Origin of the sequence: Frankia sp. CgMI4, from assembly GCF_001756285.1 — a bacterium.
Lineage (GTDB): Bacteria > Actinomycetota > Actinomycetes > Frankiales > Frankiaceae > Frankia > Frankia casuarinae.
Window position 1 is genome coordinate 75,141 of record NZ_MAQZ01000060.1, and the last position, 18,663, is coordinate 93,803.

10 protein-coding genes are annotated in these 18,663 nt (G+C 70.0%); 7 read left to right on the forward strand and 3 right to left on the reverse strand.

Going from position 1 to position 18,663, the window contains the following annotated elements:
* Window positions 1-10: 10 nt before the first annotated feature.
* The 3 genes from Manayef4_RS08930 to Manayef4_RS08940 form a co-directional block, all read right to left on the reverse strand.
* Entirely contained in the window at window positions 11-1,381 is a 1,371-nt protein-coding gene (locus Manayef4_RS08930; protein WP_070131277.1) for an aminoglycoside phosphotransferase, read from the reverse strand.
* Window positions 1,382-1,567: 186 nt separating this feature from the next.
* Window positions 1,568-3,232, reverse strand: a complete 1,665-nt coding sequence (gene treS / locus Manayef4_RS08935) for a maltose alpha-D-glucosyltransferase (RefSeq protein ID WP_070131294.1) — start codon at window positions 3,230-3,232, stop codon at window positions 1,568-1,570.
* A gap of 59 nt (window positions 3,233-3,291) precedes the next feature.
* Window positions 3,292-5,310 carry an alpha-1,4-glucan--maltose-1-phosphate maltosyltransferase gene (locus Manayef4_RS08940; protein WP_070131295.1) on the reverse strand — a complete coding sequence of 673 codons (2,019 nt, stop codon included), beginning with the start codon at window positions 5,308-5,310 and terminating at the stop codon, window positions 3,292-3,294.
* A gap of 752 nt (window positions 5,311-6,062) precedes the next feature.
* On the opposite strand from Manayef4_RS08940, the gene Manayef4_RS08945 reads away from it, so the two are divergent.
* From Manayef4_RS08945 to Manayef4_RS08975, 7 genes are all read left to right on the forward strand, one after another.
* On the forward strand, window positions 6,063-6,638 hold the full coding sequence (locus Manayef4_RS08945; protein ID WP_011438053.1) for a TerD family protein: 576 nt from the start codon (window positions 6,063-6,065) through the stop codon (window positions 6,636-6,638).
* A gap of 420 nt (window positions 6,639-7,058) precedes the next feature.
* Window positions 7,059-8,231 carry a DUF475 domain-containing protein gene (locus tag Manayef4_RS08950; protein ID WP_070131278.1) on the forward strand — a complete coding sequence of 391 codons (1,173 nt, stop codon included), beginning with the start codon at window positions 7,059-7,061 and terminating at the stop codon, window positions 8,229-8,231.
* Between the two features lie 164 nt (window positions 8,232-8,395).
* Entirely contained in the window at window positions 8,396-9,073 is a 678-nt protein-coding gene (locus tag Manayef4_RS08955; RefSeq protein WP_011438051.1) for a tellurium resistance protein TerA, read from the forward strand.
* A 1,140-nt stretch (window positions 9,074-10,213) separates the two neighbouring features.
* A complete protein-coding gene (locus tag Manayef4_RS25885; RefSeq protein WP_254665544.1) occupies window positions 10,214-10,486 on the forward strand; it encodes a hypothetical protein in 273 nt (90 codons plus the stop codon).
* A gap of 40 nt (window positions 10,487-10,526) precedes the next feature.
* Window positions 10,527-12,197: an Hsp70 family protein gene (locus Manayef4_RS08965; protein ID WP_070131279.1), complete on the forward strand. Its 1,671-nt coding sequence runs from the start codon at window positions 10,527-10,529 to the stop codon at window positions 12,195-12,197.
* Between the two features lie 381 nt (window positions 12,198-12,578).
* Window positions 12,579-16,142: a hypothetical protein gene (locus Manayef4_RS08970; protein ID WP_070131296.1), complete on the forward strand. Its 3,564-nt coding sequence runs from the start codon at window positions 12,579-12,581 to the stop codon at window positions 16,140-16,142.
* 489 nt (window positions 16,143-16,631) lie between these two features.
* On the forward strand, window positions 16,632-18,401 hold the full coding sequence (locus tag Manayef4_RS08975) for a glycosyl hydrolase (protein WP_175443348.1): 1,770 nt from the start codon (window positions 16,632-16,634) through the stop codon (window positions 18,399-18,401).
* Window positions 18,402-18,663: the final 262 nt, after the last annotated feature.

Consider the following 18,663-nt stretch of genomic DNA (forward strand, 5'->3'; position numbering starts at 1 on the left):
GGGCCGTGGCTTACCCCGCCGACGGGCTGGACCGGGTCAGTCGTTCCACCGAGGACAGCGGGATCCCGATCCACCCCGGTCGGTGGCGGGCCTCGTACAGGATCTCGTACACGGCCTTGTCGAGCTCGAACGCACGCAGCACCACGGCATCCGCACGAGGATCGCGGCCGGCCGCGGCACCGTAGCCCCGGCAGAACGCCTCCCGGTTGCGATCTGCCCACTCCTGGGCGCGGTAGGCCAACGACGGCTCGTCACCGCGTTCGAGCAGCATCGACCGGGCCGCGTAGTCGAACGAGCRCAGCATCCCGGCGACGTCGCGCAGCGGCGATTCCAGCCCCACACGGTCGGCGACCGGGCGGACTGGCTCCCCCTCGAAGTCGAACAGCACCCAGCCCGAGTCGACCCGCAGGACCTKACCCAGGTGCAGATCGCCGTGTAGCCGTTGGAAGGGCCGGGGATGGACGGCCTGCGCCGACGCCCCCGTCACCTCGTCGTAGCTCTTGCGGATCGCCGCCTCGAAGGGACGCAGCTCGGCGACGGCCTCGACCGCCGCATCCAGCCGGCCATGCAGGTAGGTCACCAGGGAGCGCAGGGCATCGGCGGTCGCGGGCCTCGTCGGCAGCGTCCGGGCGAGGTCGGCGTGCACCTCGGCGGTGGCGGTACCCAGCCGCTCGGCCTCCGCGGCGAAGTCGCCGCCGACCTCGTCGGCGTGCAGGTCGGCCTCGGCGTACAGGTCGCGCACGCTGGCCAGCGCCAGTCGCCAGCCCTCGGTACCGCTGCGCAGGTACTCCTGGAGGAATCCGAAGGTGGTCGGTGTCCCGTCGACACGGCCGGAGTACCAGGCGACGGGGCGGGCCACGTGTGTGCTGCCCGCCTCCGCCAGCGCCCGGGTCACCTCCAGATCGGGGTTGACGCCCGGCCAGAGCCGCCGGAACACCTTGAGGATGTAGGCGTCGCCGTAGACGATCGAGGTGTTGGACTGCTCGGCGCCGACGGCGTGGGCGGGCAGGATGTCCAGTGGTTCCAGCGCCTCGGCGACGAGGCCGTCGCGGTGTGTCGACCGGCGGAGGAAACTCAGCAGGGCCRAGCTGCCATCGGGGTCGTGCAGGCCGTCGTAGACCAGGCCGCCGGCACTCTCGCCGATCAGGAAGCCCTCGWGGCCGAAGGGCGCGTCCGAGCGGATGACCACCGGAACCTGGTAATGGTCCGACGGACCGTGGTCGTAGTCGACGTCAACGACGAGCAGCCGTAGCGGTTCGAAGACCATGACGTCGTGACGGATCCGCAGGCCGCCCCCGGATCTGCCCTTCCCGGCGAACCAGCGCTGCCGGGGGAGCCACTCGCGCAACAGGCCGGTCAGTTCCGCGTGGTGGTCACCCATCATCGACCTCCCGGTGCCCGTCCTCAACGATCATTATGCCAGCTAACCTAACGTCCACTGCCTCCATAGCAGCCTTTTGCCCGACCCGGGCCGGGCCGCACGTCGTTCAGGCGGTTCCAGTGCTCCTTGGCTGTTCCTTGCCCGACCGCCCCGACGGCCTCCGTTGCCCCGGTCCGCCCAACGCGGCTAGGGGGTGAATTCCCCCGGTCTGGTCACCGCGAACCAGTAATGTCCGTGACCTGGCAGTGTCAGCAGGTAGGGAAGCTCGCCGATCGGCGGGAAGTGCACCCGGCCGAGCAGCTCCACCGGAACCATTCCCTCGAAACGACGCAGATCGAGCTCCACCGGCTGGGCGAAGCGGGACAGATTCGCGACGCACAGGACCCGGTCGTCGCCGAACTCGCGGACGAAGGCGAAGATCGAGGGATTGGACGCGCCGAGCTCGGTGTAGTCGCCGAGCCCGAAGACCGGATGACGCTTGCGTACCTCGATCATCCGCTTGGTCCAGGCCAGGAACGAGGTCGGCATGCGCTGTCCGGCCTCGACGTTCAGGGCCTGATAACCGTAGACCGGATCCATGATCAGGGGAAGGTACAGTCGGGCCGGGTCCGCGGTGGAGAAACCGGCGTTACGATCCGGTGACCACTGCATCGGAGTCCGGACGCTGTCCCGGTCGCCCAGGTAGATGTTGTCGCCCATCCCGATCTCGTCGCCGTAGTACAGCACTGGCGAGCCGGGCAGCGAGAGCAGGAGCGCGGTGAACAGCTCCATCTGGTCACGGCTGTTGTCCAGCAGCGGCGCCAGCCGGCGACGAATGCCGATGTTGGCTTTCATACGCGGATCTTTCGCGTATTCGGCCCACATGTAGTCCCGTTCCTCGTCGGTCACCATTTCGAGCGTCAGCTCGTCGTGGTTGCGCAGGAAGATGCCCCACTGGCAGTTCGGCGGGATCTGGGGTGTCTGAGCAAGAATTTCCGAGATTGGGTAGCGGGACTCCCGCCGGACCGCCATGAAGATGCGCGGCATCAACGGGAAGTGGAACGCCATGTGGCACTCGTCGTCGTTGCCGAAGTACTCGACGACGTCGGAGGGCCACTGGTTTGCCTCGKCGAGCAGCACCCGGTCGGCGTACTTGGCGTCGACCTCCTTGCGGACCCGCTTGAGGTACTCGTGGGTCTCCGGCAGGTTCTCGCCGTTGGTGTTCTCCCGGACATAGAGGTAGGGGACCGCGTCGAGCCGGAACCCGTCGATGCCGAGATCGAGCCAGAAGCGCAGAACCTCCAGCATCGCCTCCTGGACCTCGGGGTTGTCATAGTTCAGGTCGGGCTGGTGGGAGAAGAAACGGTGCCAGTAGTACTGACCGCGGACCGGATCCCACGACCAGTTCGACTTCTCGGTGTCCACGAAGATGATCCGGGCGTCCGGGTACAGCTCGTCGCTGTCGGACCAGACGTAGAAGTCCCCGAACGGCCCGTCGGGGTCGGAGCGGGACGCCTGGAACCAGGGATGGGCGTCCGAGGTGTGGTTCATCACCAGATCCRCGATGATCCGGATGCCCCGGCGGTGGGCCTCGTCAACCAGGCTAACGAAGTCGCCGAGGTCACCGAATTCCGGYAGGATCTGAAAGTAGTCACTGATGTCGTAGCCGCCGTCACGCAACGGCGAGGAGTAGATCGGTAGCAGCCACAGACAGTCGACACCGAGCCACTCCAGGTAGTCGAGCCTGGAGATCAGGCCGCGAATGTCCCCCGTGCCGTCGCCGTTGGAGTCCGCGAAGCCGCGGATGAGCACCTCGTAGAACACGGCTCGCTTGAACCAGTGTGGGTCGCGTAAAGTCCCCCCGACCGGCATGGCGGGGGCCGGGCCGGGGGTGTGGTCGCCGATCGGTTCGCTGAGAGGCTCAGAATCCATCACGACCGGGCCCGCACAGCGAAGACGTGCGCGGGCTCGACCGCCGGGTCCAGCCGCACGTAGTTCTGCTTGCCCCACGCGTAGGTGGCACCAGTGATCTCATCGGTGACCTCGAAGGAGTCTTCCCAGCCRAGGCCGAGGGCCGGCATGTCGAGCCGCACGGTGGTCTCCCGGGGAGCGTGCGGGTCGAGGTTGACGACGATGAGCACGGTGTCGGCGGCGGCCGTGTCCCCGGGATCCGTGCCGTCCGCCCGCAGGGAGTCCACCCGCTTGGAGAAGACCATGATCTCGTCCCCGTCGGCATGGTGGAAGTGCAGGTTGCGCAACCACTGCAGGGCGGGGTGGGCACGGCGGATCTGGTTGAGTCTGGTCAGGTACGGCGCGAGCGACTGGCCCGCACGCTCCGCCGCGGCCCAGTCGCGTGGCCGGTACTGGTACTTCTCGGAGTCCAGGTACTCCTCGCTGCCCGGTCGGACCGGGGTGTTCTCGCGCAACTCGTACCCGGAGTAGACGCCCCAGGTCGGTGACAGCGTCGCAGCGAGCACCGCCCGGATCCGGAACGCCGCCGGGCCGCCGTGCTGCAGGTACTCCGGCAGGATGTCCGGGGTGTTGACGAAGAAGTTCGGCCGCATGTAGTGCGCGGCCGACACCAGTTCGCGCGCGTACTTCTCGAGCTCCCACTTCGTGTTGCGCCAGGTGAAATAGGTATATGACTGGGTGAAACCGACCTTGGCGAGCGTRTGCATCATCGCCGGCCGGGTGAATGCCTCCGCGAGGAAGAGCACATCTGGTTCGGTCGACTTCACCTGGGCGATGAGCCATTCCCAGAACTCGACGGGCTTTGTATGCGGATTATCGACACGGAAGATTCGTACTCCGTGTGCAGTCCAGTACCGGACGACGCGCAGGATCTCCTGATAGAGCCCGGTCGGGTCGGCGTCGAAGTTCAGCGGATAGATGTCCTGGTACTTCTTCGGCGGATTCTCCGCGTAGGCGATGGAGCCGTCACTACGCACGRCGAACCACTCCGGGTGATGCTTCGCCCATGGATGGTCCGGCGCGCACTGCAGGGCGAGGTCCAGCGCGATCTCCATGCCCAGCGAGCGTGCCCGGGCGACGAACAGGTCGAAGTCGTCGATCGTGCCGAGGTCGGGATGCACGGCGTCGTGGCCGCCGTGTTCGCTGCCGATGGCCCACGGCGAGCCGGGGTCCGTCGGACCGGGGGTGAGGGTGTTGTTGGGACCCTTGCGGTTGACCTCGCCGATCGGATGGATCGGCGGCAGGTACACCACGTCGAAGCCCATCGCCGCGACCGCGGGCAGGCGTTCGGCCGCGGTGAGGAAGGTCCCGGACCGGGGCGGGTCGAGGCTCGCGCCCTCCGAGCGCGGGAACATCTCGTACCAGCTGCCGTAGAGGGCGCGCCGACGATCCACCCACAGCCGGTACAGCGGTGAGCGGGTCACCAGTTCGCGCAGCGGACAGGCGTCCAGCAGGCTCACCAGCCGGGGATCGAGGGCCGCGGCGATCCGGTCGCGGGGGTCGGTGCAGTCGTCGTCGCGCAGCGCGGCCACGGCGAGAGCGATCTCCGCCCGGCGCGGTTCGGGGACTGCGGGCAGGGCCCGCAGCAGYAGGCGCGCACCGTCCTCGAAGTCCACCGCGAGTTCGTCCGTGCTCTGGCCCGCGCCGACCTTGAGGGCAATACCGTGCCGCCAGGTGGCGACCGGATCGGCCCACGCCTCGACCCGATATCCCCACAGGCCTTCGGTCCCGGCGGTGATCTCCGCCTCATAACGGTCGGTACCGGGGCCGGCGGAGCGCATCCGGATGAACGGAGTTCCCTGCCCGTCGGGACCTGACAGCACGACGTTCGCGCCGATGAGGTCATGACCCTCGCGGAACACCGTTGCACCGACGGTGAGAATTTCGCCCGCGACCGCCCGCGCCGGCCACTGGCCACACGAGACGGTCGGTGTCACATCGGAGACGACAACCCGGCCTACTGAACGTCCGATCATCATGACGACCTTATCCAGACGAACCACACCTCAATGGTCCGCCCTGTACGTGGCGATTGGCGACACCTCTGTGTGAACTGCCCGCGACCATCGCATGGGCGATTGTTGTCGTTGGGATGGGTCGGTCCGTCCCGCCCGGATGGCCCGCGCTGAAGGCAATGTTCCCCAGTTGCGGCCCTGTCGAACGTCCGAACCTCCTCTGTTGCGGTGCTCCGGGTGCGGGGTCGAGGTCGGAGCGTCACCGGGGTCCCGGCGGCGGACGCCCGGCGCATTCCGGAATCATTGTGGTGATGTTGTGTGATGGGGTCGGGGTGGCTCGGGTGGTGTTCCGCCGCGRTTGCCGGCGCGTAAAGGGGTGGCCCGATCGTGGCGGGCGGGCGGCACCGGGACGATTCGGGCGCAGCCGGYGCGGCTACGGGGCGGTGTGGCACCGGCTGCGGGAACCTCGTGGCCCACTCGTTCGTCCCGCAGGGCACAGTACTCCGGCCACGTGGCCTTCGTGGGCGGAGAGTCACTGTGGCGTTCACGCCGCGCAGTAGGCTGCCGGCGCCCGGGGACACCCGGGGACACCCGGGGACACCCGGGGCGCACCTCGCCCCGGGTCGCCGGCTTCCGCGGGGGCCGCTCGAGCGGCCCCCGAAACATCTGAACGGCAGCAACATCTGAACGGCAGCAACATCTGAACGGCAGCAACATCTGAACGGCAGCAACATCTGAACGGCAGCCCTTTCGAACAACGCACAGCAGGAGGAGCAGTGGGAGTCAGCCTCAGCAAGGGCGGCAACGTGTCGCTGACCAAGGAGGCGCCCGGACTCACCAACATCCTGGTCGGGCTCGGCTGGGACGTTCGGAGCACAACCGGCGCGGACTTCGACCTGGACGCGAGCGCCATCGCGTGCCGGGCCGACGGCAAGGTCGTGTCGGACGGGCACTTCGTCTTCTTCAACAACCTCAAGAGCCCCGACGGTGCGATCGAGCACCAGGGCGACAACCTGACCGGCGAGGGTGAGGGCGACGACGAGGCCATCACGGTGAACCTCACATCCCTGCCGGCGGAGATTGACAAGATCGTCTTCCCGGTTTCGATCTATGACGCGGACTCGCGGCAGCAGAACTTCGGCCAGGTCCGCAACGCCTTCATCCGGATCGTCAACGGCGCCGGCGGCAGCGAGATCGCCCGCTATGACCTCACCGAGGACGCCTCCACCGAGACGGCCATGGTGTTCGGCGAGGTCTACCGGCACGGCGCGGACTGGAAGTTCCGAGCCGTCGGACAGGGCTACGCCTCGGGTCTGGCCGGGATCGCGCGCGACTTCGGCGTCAACGTCTGAACCCCGGATACGTCTGAACCCCGGATGCGCAGTCGGGCTCGGTCAGGCGACCGGGTCCGACCGGGTCACTGGGTCTGACCGGGTCACTGGGTCTGACCGGGTCACTGGGTCCGACCGGGTCCGACCGGGTCACTGGGTCCGACCGCGCCGGCCGGCGCGGTAATGACCAGATGCTATGGGTCCGGTCGTGTGTGGGTGACATGTACAGGTAGAGCGATACACATCGGGTGTAGCACTTTTGTCAGGTCGTGCCCACCAGACGAGCAGTTACGATGCCGACGACCGCCRCACCGGGCCAGYAGGCCGCGGGACGACGCGGTCTCCGGCGATGCTTGAGCGATGCGGGATCCGACGGACCGCGGATCCGCCCGCGCGGCGCGGCCGGGGTCTGGCGACCGGTCCGGGAGGGTGTTGGTAGGCGTGCACGCCTTGCGAATCTTCGGATGGTCCTTGGCGATCACCGTTATCGGGGTGGCCGCGGCGGGGGTGATCGGTGGCCCCAGGAACGCGGCGCTCGTCGCGATCCTCGCGGTGCTCGAGATCAGTTTGTCCTTCGACAACGCCGTCATCAACGCGACGATCCTCGGCCGGATGAGCCAGTTCTGGCAGAGGATCTTCCTGACGCTCGGCATCCTGATCGCGGTGTTTGGCATGCGTCTGATCTTCCCGATCGCCATCGTGGCGCTGACCGCGCATCTCGGTCCGCTCGAGGTCTTCGACCTGGCGCTGAACGACGGTGCCCGGTACGCGGAGAAACTGGGTGACGCGCATCCGGCCATCGCCGCGTTCGGCGGGATCTTCCTGTTCATGCTGTTCCTGGACTTCCTGTTCGACCCCGAACGGGAGATCCAGTGGATCAAGAAGCTGGAGGAGCCGCTGCGCAGGGCGGGCCAGCTCGATGTGGTTCCGATCGTGCTTGGGCTCATCGCCCTGCTGGTGGTCGGCCAGGCCTTCGCCGGCGACCACCAGCAGCAGGTGCTGCTCTCCGGGGTGGCGGGGCTCGCGACCTATCTGGGCGTGCGGGGACTCGGCGAGTTCTTCGAGGCCCGCGGTGTGGGCGCCGAGGACGATGACGACGATTCCGTCGCCGAGTCGGCAGGCTTGGCCCCGGTCCGGTCGAACGGTACCGGCGGCCCGCCGAAGTTGGTGCTCGCCACCGGCAAGGCCGCCGCGTTCCTCTTCCTCTACCTCGAGGTCATCGACGCGTCGTTCTCGTTCGACGGAGTCGTCGGCGCCTTCGCGATCTCCCAGAACATCTTCGTCATCGCGGCCGGTCTCGGGATCGGCGCGATGTACATCCGGTCCCTGACCGTCTACCTGGTCCGGCGGGGCACTCTCGGCGAGTACATCTACCTCGAGCACGGTGCCCACTATGYGATCGGGGCGCTGGCCATCATCCTGGCCATCWCGATCGAGACCGAGGTTCCGGAGATCGTCACCGGTCTCATCGGGGTGGCCTTCATCGGTCTGTCGCTGCTGTCCTCCATCCGCCACCGGTCCGCCGAGCGCGGTTTGGCGGGTGCCGGGTCCGTCCCGGGCGAGGACGAGGGCGGCCCGGGGCAGCCACGAGAGGCCGTCGGCGCCCCGATGTAGCGGCCGTGCGCCGGGCGGCGACAGCCGGCCGGCGCACCGGGCCTGGGTGGCCGGTCTGGAGAGCGCCGCCGCGGATGTGACATCGTCGGGTACTGGCGTCCGATCCTGCCAGGCGATGATCACCTGATCATGGATGACACCCAGCTACCGCGAGGGAGCGGATCATGGGCATCGACTACAGCAAACGTCCCGCCACACCGGCGGCCGGTTCCGGCCCGGTCTCGCTGAGCAAGGTGACACTGACGAAATCCGCGCCGACCGTCTCGCTGAGCAAGCAGGGTGGTGGCGGGCGGCTGCACGTGAACCTCAACTGGAACCAGCAGCCGGGCGGCGGCCAGCAGAAGGGCGGCTTCCTCAAGCGGGTGCTGGGCGCCGCGGGCGGCGGCATTGATCTCGACCTCGCCGCGTTGTTCGAGCTCTCCGACGGCCGTGCGGGTGTGGTCCAGGCCTTGGGTGATGCGTTCGGCTCCTTCACGGATCCCCCCTTCATCAACCTCGACGCGGACGACCGCACGGGCGCCGCGGTCGGTGGCGAGAACCTGTACGTGAACCTCGCCGCCATCTCCCAGATCCGCCGCATCCTCGTGTTCGCCTTCATCTACGAGGGGGTGGCCTCGTTCGACCAGGCCGACGCGGTGGTCACCCTGACTCCGGCGCAGGGTGCCCCGATCGAGGTCCGGCTGGACGAGCAGGCCGGTGGCGCCCGGATGTGCGCCATCGCCCTGCTGACCAACACCGGCAACGACTTCAAGGTCAGCCGGGAGGTCCGCTACGTCAGCGGTCACCGCGAGCTCGACGAGGCCTACGGCTGGGGCCTGAACTGGACTGCCGGCCGCAAGTGACGCCGGTAGTCCGCGATGAGCCATCCGGTCCCGCCGCCCGTCGGCGAGGAGGATCGATACTCGATGTTCCAGCCACGTCGCGAGCCCTCGCCCGAGYAGGCGCGCGCCGACCGTGCGAGCTGCGACCAGCGGGCCCACCCCGGGCACCGATCTCATCCTGATCGTGACCCGGCTTCCGGGCGAGGCCGGGAGCGGCCCGGACGATACTCCGCCGATGATCGCGGCGGGCCGGTGACCGGCGCCGATCCGGGCCAGGCCGACCCGGCGTACGCCGGTCCTTCGCGGGCGGCCGGCTGGGAACAGGGCCGGAGAGGGCAGGTTCCGGTGGACGCCCATCCGCCGAGAGAGGACCGGTTCCCGGGACGGAACGCCCCGGCATGGTCCCCCTCGCAGCCAAGCCACGGCGGGTCGAGTGGCTACGGGGACCATGCCGGATCGGGGTATGGGGCGCGGGAGGAGCACCGCTCCGTCGCGGGCTCTCGGGGCGCGCCCGCGTACGAGGCGACCGATCCGCGCGAGGCCGATGACCTGCCGGAGGCTGAGTGGCGCGAGACCGGTCCCGAGGCCGGGGACCGCGGGGCGGGTGGCCCTGAGGACATCCGGCCTGATGAGGTCCGGCCTGATGAGGTCCGGCCTGATGAGGTCCGGCCTGATGAGGTCCGGCCTGATGAGGTCTGGCCTGATGAGGTCTGGCCTGATGAGGTCCGGCCCGACGAGGTCCGGCCCRACGAGCCGGAGTCGGCCGTGGCATCCGAGCGCGCCGAGCACGCCGGACCGGCGACGCCGACACGGTCTCCGACGGGCCCGGATCAACGGGATGCGGAGCGCGGCCCGGTCGACCATGGCGGCACCGCGGCTCAGGATGATCAGGTTCCTCAGGACGGTTCGGCGGATCAGGACTGCCCCGTGGACCGTCCGGGCCCTGACGGCGGCGGGACGGATCTGGTGGGTTCGATCGGTGCTGTCCAGGCGGTGGCGYTGGAACGCCTCGCGAGCCGCGTTGACGAACTGGCCCGGCTACGGCGTCACGATACCCAACTCGTGGACCGATTGCATGCCGAGAATGCCCGGCTACGTAGTGGTGAGCTTACCGAAGCCATGGCCCCCCTTCTGCGGGGGTTGATTCGACTTCATGATCAAATGGGTAGCCTGGGGGCCGACGATCCGCAGAGTGTCGCCGGCATCCTGCGTAAGCAGCTGCTCCAGGTGCTCGATGTCGCTGTGGACGTCCGCCCGTACACGGCGGTGCCGGGCGGGACCTTCGACCCGGCGCGGCACCTGGGGGTGCGTCGGGTGCCGACGGACGACCCGGGACGGGACGGGACGATCGCTCGTACCGTTCGTCCGGGTTTCGTCCGCGGCGAGACCACGGTCGTCCGACCGGCGGAGACCGAGGTCTACCGATCGCGCTGAGCCGCGGAGGTACGAGGCTTGTGAAGGGAAGAATTAGACGGTGGCAGGCACCAAGGTGTTCGGGATCGACCTGGGCACGACCTACTCCTGCATTGCCCAGGTCGACGAGTACGGCCGACCGGAAGTGATCCGCAACATCGAGTCCCAGCCGACGACGCCTTCGGTCGTCCTGTTCGACACTGGGGCGGAGGGCCCAACCTCTTTCGTGGTGGGAACCCAGGCCAAGCGCCAGGCTCGCATCCGTCCCGACGACGTCGCCCGGCTGGTCAAGCGGCACATGGGCGCGTCGGACTGGCGGTTCGTGGCGCATGACGAGGAGTACAGCGCCGCCGCRGTGTCGAGCCTGGTGCTCAAGGCGCTCGCCGCGGATGYCGAACGCGCGACCAGTGTCCCGGTCACCGATGTAGTGATCACCGTGCCCGCGTACTTCGGTGACGAGGAGCGCAAGGCGACGAAGCTGGCCGGCGAGCTCGCCGGCCTCAACGTGGTCGACATCATCAACGAGCCGACCGCCGCCGCCTTCGCCTACGGATTCGGCCAGGACGGGGCCGAGGAGTCGACCGTGCTGGTCTACGACCTCGGCGGTGGCACGTTCGACACCACGGTCATCAGGCTGAGCGAGGGCGCGATCACCGTGGTCGCCACGGATGGCGACCACGASCTGGGCGGTGCGGACTGGGACAACGAACTCGTCCGCTACCTGGCGCAGAAGTTCACCGAGGCGCAGCCCGACGCGGGCGRCCCGCTCGACGACGTCTACGACGAGCAGGAGCTGCTGGCCGCGGCCGAGGACGCGAAGCTGGCGTTGTCCGGCCGGGACAGCGTCGACGTGCTGGTCGTGCACAACGGCAGGCGCACAAGCGTGCCGGTGACCCGGACCGTCTTCGAGGAGATCACCGGCCCGCTGCTGCGGCGCACCATCGACCTGACCGGCTCGGTGCTGGCGCGAGCCCGGGAGAAGGGTGTCGAGAAGATCGACTTGTGCCTGCTGGTGGGGGGCATGAGCAAGACACCGGCGGTGGCCCGCCGGCTGCAGGAGTCCTTCGGGCTCACCTCTCGGCTTGCCGATCCCGATCTCGCCGTCGCCAAGGGCGCCGCGGTGTAYGGGCAGAAGAAGGCACTGGAGCGCGAGGTCCACGCGGACCTGGTCGCCAGCGGGCATCWACGTCCCGACCAGGAACTCGCCGCAGCCGACGCCGTGGACGTGGAGAAGGCGGYCGCAGCCAGCGCCGAGGAGGCGGGACTCTCGACCGCCTCCGTGGTCGATCTCGTCCGCACGAAAGTGACGAACGTCACGTCACGTGGCTTCGGGATCTTCGCCGAGGACCGGGGCACACCGGTCGCGGCCTTCCTCGCCCACCAGAACGACCCGCTGCCTATCGCCGTCACCCGGACCTTCTACACCGTCGTCGACGATCAGGCCGAGGTGGACATCCGGGTCTTCGAGCAGGGCACCACCGCCGAGTCCACGGCGATCGACGACAACAAGGTGATCGTCGCCGGCTCCATCAGCGGGATTCCGCCTGGCCACCCGTTGGGCACCCCCGTTGAGGTGACCTTCACGATGGGCGGGGACCAGACGATCCAGGTCACCGCCTCGCACGAGGGCGCGGCCACCCCCTTGGTGCTCGAGGTGCGCGCCGGGGTCGGCTCGGAGGAGATGCGGGCCGTCGAGTCGGCGAAGGTCAGCCTGCTCAAGCAGCGGGACTGAGACCCCGCGGCGGATCGGACCCCGCGGCGGATCGGACCTCGCCGTGGATCGATGCCGGTGCCGGGCCATTCGGCCTCCCCCACGAGTGTTCCCGCACGAGTGTTCCGGCCCGCGGCGGCCGACGCCGGAGTGGATAGGGTTCAGCCTGACCAGGCACCGCGTCCGGTGGAGCGCCCTACAGGCCTCGCGGGGACGTGGGTGCGCGCAGTGCGTGCGGGCGGCGCCAACCTGGCGTCCGCGGCCCGCGCCGAGGCGCGGCTTCGTACTCTCAGGTGTGGAGTGGTCGACGGCCGCTCCACGATCGGCGCCTGACGACGGGCCGCCGGCCGGTTCCCGGCGGGCACGGTGGGCACGGTGGGCACGTGGGACGAAGGTGGATCGGTGAGCGCGGCGTTCGACGGCAGCGGCTATCGCCAGCGGGTGCTGGCGCCGCTGCGGGCCCGCGCCTCCCTGGACACCGCCGACCCGTTCCTCCTCGCGGGTCTCGATCCGACGGTGGCGTACACCGACTCCGACGTCGGGGCGCACCTGGTGCGGGTGCTCGCCTTCCTGCAGCGGGAACGCAACTCGGCGAAGTACGCGACCCTCGCCGCCGAGCTTGTCCGTCGGCGGGCGGAATGGGAGGAGCCGCTGCGGGACGCGGACTCCCGGGAACGGGTCCGCGCCCGGGTGCTGGCAGCCCGGCGTAGCGGTGACGCCGAGCGTCTCGCCAAGGTCGACGGCTATCTCGCCACCGTCCGGGAGCGTTTCGGCGGCATCCCGGCATCCCGGGTGGACGGCCTGCGCCGCCTCGCCGTCGCCGCGGGGGTGACGGTCGAGGAGTTCGACGCCCGCCTGAGCCGGGAGCAGATCATCATCGACGCCGTCGGCGGGGGCGTCGAACCGCTGCCGGCCGAGGTCCGCCGGCAGATCTCCGAACGGCTCGGCGAGCTGCGCGCCCTGCGCGGCGGGGACCGGGTCTCGACGGCGTCGCTGTGGGCCTTCCTGGGGCTGGCCCCGGACGCCTCACCGGAGCGGCTGCGGGCCGCGTACGCCGCGATGGTGGCGGGCAACCACCACCGTCCCCATGACCGGGAGAAGACGGTCACCGCGGACCTGCTCGCCCTCGTCTCCGCCCGGTTGATCGAGGGCGACCCCGCCGCGTACACCGTTGGGCTGATGGCGGACGCCGTGGACGAGCTGCGGCCCGCGGTCGAGGAACACGTCGTGCTCGACGGCGAGCTCACCGCGGTCGCCTTCGAGGGTCTCGTCCGGGCGGCGCTCGCGACCGGGCGCGGACTGACCGCGGCTCAGGCGAAGTCCGTCGTCCTGGAGGCGGCTCGGGAGYTCGGCGCCGCGGTGAACGTCGGCGGGGTCRTCGACTACGTGGTATGCCCGGGATGCGGCCGGCCGGAGGCGGCCGGGTCCGTGCGGCACTGCCGGTACTGCGACACCGACCTCTACACCACCTGCCCGTCCTGCGGATCGATGACCGAGGCGGCGGCGGTCGTCTGCCGGCACTGCGGGCACAGCCTGCGCCAGGCCAGGGAGGCGGCCGATGCGCTCGTCGCGGTGCGTCGCGCCCTGGAGGGCGGTCATCCCCGCCAGGCCGGCGAGATCCTCACGACCGCCCATCCGGTGCTRGCCGCCGTCGGTGGACCGGTCGCCGGGACGGCGGAGGAACTGGGAGCCCGGGTCTCCGCCGCGCTGGGCGCCGCGGACGCCGGTTGGCGGGCACTCACCGAGGCCCGCGCGGCGTGCCGGGCGGATGCGGCGCTTGCCGATGCCCGGTGGCTCGCGGCACAGGCCGCCGACGTCCCCGGCCCCGACGGCCGGAAACCGGCCGAGGTGCTGGCCGAGCTCATTGCCGCCCAGGCGGTGATCCGCCGGCGGGTCGAGGCGGCGCGCGCGCTACCACCCGAGGACCAGGAGGCCGCCCTCGCCGCGGTCCTCGCGACGGCGGCGGACAACCGGGAGGCGCTCGCGGCGATGGCGGCTCTGCCGCTCTCCCCGCCGTCCGACCTGACCGCGGTGCCGGGCCCCGACGGTTCGGTGCAGCTGTGGTGGCGCGCTTCGCCCTCGGTCGGGGGCCCGGTCTCCTACCGGGTGGAACGCGTCGTGCCCGTGGAAGCTGGCGACGGCCAGGGGGTGGCCCCGGGGCGGAGCAGCCTCGGTACCACCCGCTCGACGGAGCTGTGCGATGCCGGCGCTCCCGCCTGGACTCCGGTGCGATACGAGGTGACTGCCCTCTGCGGTGAGCGCCGTTCCACGCCGGTGGAGACCGCCCCGCTCGTCTTCACCCGGGACATCACCGACCTGCGGGCCGAGCGCACCGCCGCCGGGATCCGCCTGGACTGGAGCCTCGGCGGGGCGCTGGCCGCCGTGACAGTGGAGCGGACGGTGGCACCGCCCGCCGCGGTCAGCCAGCCGCCCCGGCGGGCGCGGGGCACCGGCGGCCTCTTMCACGACACCGATGTCGTCGTCGGCGTGACCTATCGTTACCACGTCTTCGTCGAGTACCAGGACGCGCGGGGACACCCGGCCCGGACCCCCGGAGCCGAGGTGACGCTGGAGGTGGCCGCCCGCCCGCGGCCCGTCCATGACCTCACGGCGGCCACCGCCGCCGGGCGGACCACGTTGCGCTGGACGCCGCCGCCCGGCTGGGAGGTGCGGATCTACGCGACCCCGGTGCCGCAGCCGCCGGCCGTCCCCGCCGCCATCACCCACGTGACCAGCACCGCTCACGCGACCAGCACCGGCCCGTGGCCCTACCCGGGGTCGGGGCCCCTGCCGATGATCGGCATCGGGCCGGAAGGCTGCGACGTGTCGCTCGCCGCCATCCCCGATTCGTCACGTCTTGTGGGGCTGAGCCGTTCCGGGCAGGTCAGCGAGGTGGCACAGGTCGGCGAGGTCATCTACACGCCGCTGACGGTCCATGGCGGGACGGCCGTCGTCGGCCGGGCCGTGTGTCACCTCGCCATCGAACCCGTGCGGGATCTGCGCGCCGACGATCGAGGCGACTCGATCGTGCTGTCCTTCCAGCTGCCACCGGGGGTCACCGAGGCRCGGGTGCTGTGGCGCCGTGACCAACCGCCGACCGGACCGGATGATCCCTACGCCGCGAGCGCCAAGGTCACCAATACCAGTCTGGAGATCAAGGGCGGCTGGCATCTCGCCGCGCCGCGGGACGGGTGGGCTTACCACGTGGCCTGCTACCCGGTGTACCGGTCGGGGGGCGTGGCCCGGGTGGTCGCGGCCGGYGTCTCGGTGCTGGCGCGCCCCGCGACGCGTCCTGATCCACCCCCGATGCCGGCGGCGTCCGGGAGCAGCCCGGGAGGCTCGGCTGGYGTGGTCTCGGCTGGCGTGGTCTCGGCTGGCGTGGTCTCGGGCCGGCCGGTGGTTGGTACCGTCGCCGACCCGATCACGATGCAGCCGCCGGGTGGGCCGACCCAGCCCCGCACCGGGGGCTATCCGTTGCCTGCGGCGACGGGTGCTGTGCCGTTGCCCGCGGCGACGGGCACCTACCCGCAGCCCCTGGCCACCGGCCCCCTCCGCCCGGTGCCGGAGCACGCGTCGGAGGCGCAGACGAACCCGCCGTCGGGCCCGACGGCGGGTTCGTCCACCGGCCCCACGCCGCCGCAGGCTCCGGCCGTCCAGCCGACCGTCACCTACACCGTGAGCAGGTCCGGCTGGCGGCGGCGCACCCTACGGGTACAGGTGCACACCACCGGTCCGGCCGGAGATCTGATTCTGTTCGCGCGGCCGGGAACCGTACCGCCGCGGGCTGCCGCGGAGGCCCACGAGCTGTCTCGGCTCGCCGCTGTGGACCAGGCCGGCACCCGGACCATCGACGTCACCCTGGACGGCGCCCAGCTGCCCTGGKGAGTCCGGCTGTTGCCTGCGCTGGTGCACCCGACTGGATGGACCATCACCCAACCACCGGACGACRCACTGGTCATTCGATGATCCGGAGCGATCCCAGGTGGATGTGCTCTCCGTGGTCCGCTYCGGCTCATTTCTTCTTGTTCTTCCGTTGATTTATGGCGGTTACCTCGGGTTTTGTGGCACCAGATCTACAACATATGCGCTACTACGGAAAGTATTCATGAGGGTGCTGTTCMTTGGCTGGGATGCGCCGTTTACGATTGGCCTCATCACTCCTAGTCCCAGTACCGCCCAGGTGTGTATCGGTTACCTGGGTGGAGCACCTGTCGAATCGTTCCGGCTGCGAGGTCGGAGACGGTTGGKTTCACGGACGGGCACCTGACGGTGCCCGGTCGACTCGCCTGGTGAGGCACGGGTCGAGTCCGGTGGAGCGCTGAGCGGTTGCCGTGCGAGCGGTCCGCTCGGAGGGGACGCCCCATCGTGGGTCGTGGTCCGGCCATGCTCCGCCGTCGCGCGCCGGGTGATCCGACGGGAGCATGTCACGCCAACACCGAAAGGCAGCGCGCGAGCATGGCCTCGATCATCCGCGGCCGACCCGCCCCTCCGGTCGGCCAGCCGATTCCCTCAGCCCATCGACGACCCCGCAGCGGCCGGATCCACACCCAGCGCCGGGTCCGGACCGGAGCCCGGATCGGCCTGATAGCCGTGTTCGTGGTGGGTCTCCTCCAGGCGGTCACCCCGCTGGCCCGCGCCGCGGGAAAGTCACCGTCGCCGACTCCGGCCGTGTCGCCATCCGCGACGAGCGGATCCAGCCGGGCGGGGGGCGACGCGGGCAGTGGCCGCGCGCAGGGCGTTCCACTCACCACGCTGAGCCCGCAGGCGCGCAGCCGGATCACCCTCGTCCTTTTCGACCAGGACATCGTGCTCGTCGGTGGCCGCAGTTTTACCGCGGGTGATGATGTCACCGTCGTGGCGGAGACGGCCAAGCTGGGCGGCAGCGCGCTCACCCGGGCGGACGCCGACGGCCGTTTCATCCTCGGCTTCCGGGTGCCGGCGGACTTCGCGGGAACCGTCAACGTCAAGGCCACCCAGGGCACGGCCACGGCGACCGACGCTCTTGATGTGACCGGACCGGAGGCGGCCGCCCGGGCGTTCCAGGCCGCTCCGGCTCTTCCCGATGAACCGGTGGTGAAGACGGCGCCCTCGACATCGCCGTCTCCCAGGCAGCAGGACACGTCCGCGGGCACCTCGCCGAGCCCGGCCGTCTCGCCCGCGCCGTCCCCGTCCGCCGCCGGTTCGGCGTCCGCGTCGCCGTCCCCCGCGCCGTCCGCGAGCGCCAGCTCGACCRCCCCCACCAGGAGAACCGCAACGCCGACCGCAACGCCGACCGCGACCCCGTCCGGGTCGAGACCGACCCCCGGTACGGGATCGACGGGCACCGGCGCCGGTGGGACGAGGTCGGGMCTGCCGTGGCTGTCGGGGTTCCAGTCGCATCAGCTCGCGCAGCTCGTCGAGTTCGGTGACTGGCGCGGCCGGCCGAACGACATCGTCCACGTCTACACGAGCCGCGACCAGGGTTGGGGCGGGCTGGTGGAGCCGGCCTGGCCGGTGGATCTCTTCAAGGGTTTCCAGGGCAAGCTKCTGATCAGCCAGCCGACATTCCCCAAGGGCCAGGGCGACAACGCCGCCTGTGCCCGAGGCGAGTACGACTCCGAATGGAAGAAGCTCGGCAGCTTCCTCGTGGCGCACGGCCGGGCGGACTCCATCATCCGGATCGGCTGGGAGTTCAACGGAACGTTCATGTACTGGCATACGGACGCCGACCCGACGGTGTTCCGGGACTGTTTCCGGAAAATCGCGACCGCCATCCGGTCCACCGACTCCGAAGTCAAGATCGACTGGACCTTCAACGCGCACGCCTCCCCGGTACCCAGCGGCAACAGTCCCTGGGGCGCMTACCCCGGCGACGAGTACGTGGACTATGTCGGCATCGACGCCTACGACCACTTCCCCCCGTCGAAGGACGAGGCGACGTGGAACAAGCAGTGCGAGGACGTCAACGGCCTGTGCTACGTGATCAGGTTCGCCCGGGAACACGGGAAGAAGGTCGGCGTCGGGGAATGGGGGGTGGCCTCCTGCAGCGGTGACGGCGGTGGCGACAATCCCTTCTACATCCAGAAGATGTTCGACACCTTCAAGGCGGCCAGCGACGTGATGGGATACGACGCCTACTTCAGCGACCCCACTCCCGGAAACGTCTGCTCGACCATCACGAACGGCGGTCAGAACCCGAAGGCGGCCGCCATGTACAAGAAGCTCTTCGGATCCGGCGCCAGTTAGTCGCATTAGTGGGGGTCGATCGAGGGTCGGCCGGGAGTGGTGGGCCGCGGGCGACACAGCCTTCCGCGGCCCACCACCCGTTCCCGGGTCATCCGTTCCCGGACCACCCGTTCCCGATCAGGCCGGCGGGCGCCGCCCGCTGCCGCCCGCTGCCGGCTGGTGGCTGGCCGCTCGCGGACGCTGCGCCGCAGATCGGCGCCCCGTAGATGGCGCCGAGATGGCCGCCGTGTGTCGGCTGGCTGTCAGTTCCCGCGGGCTGTCG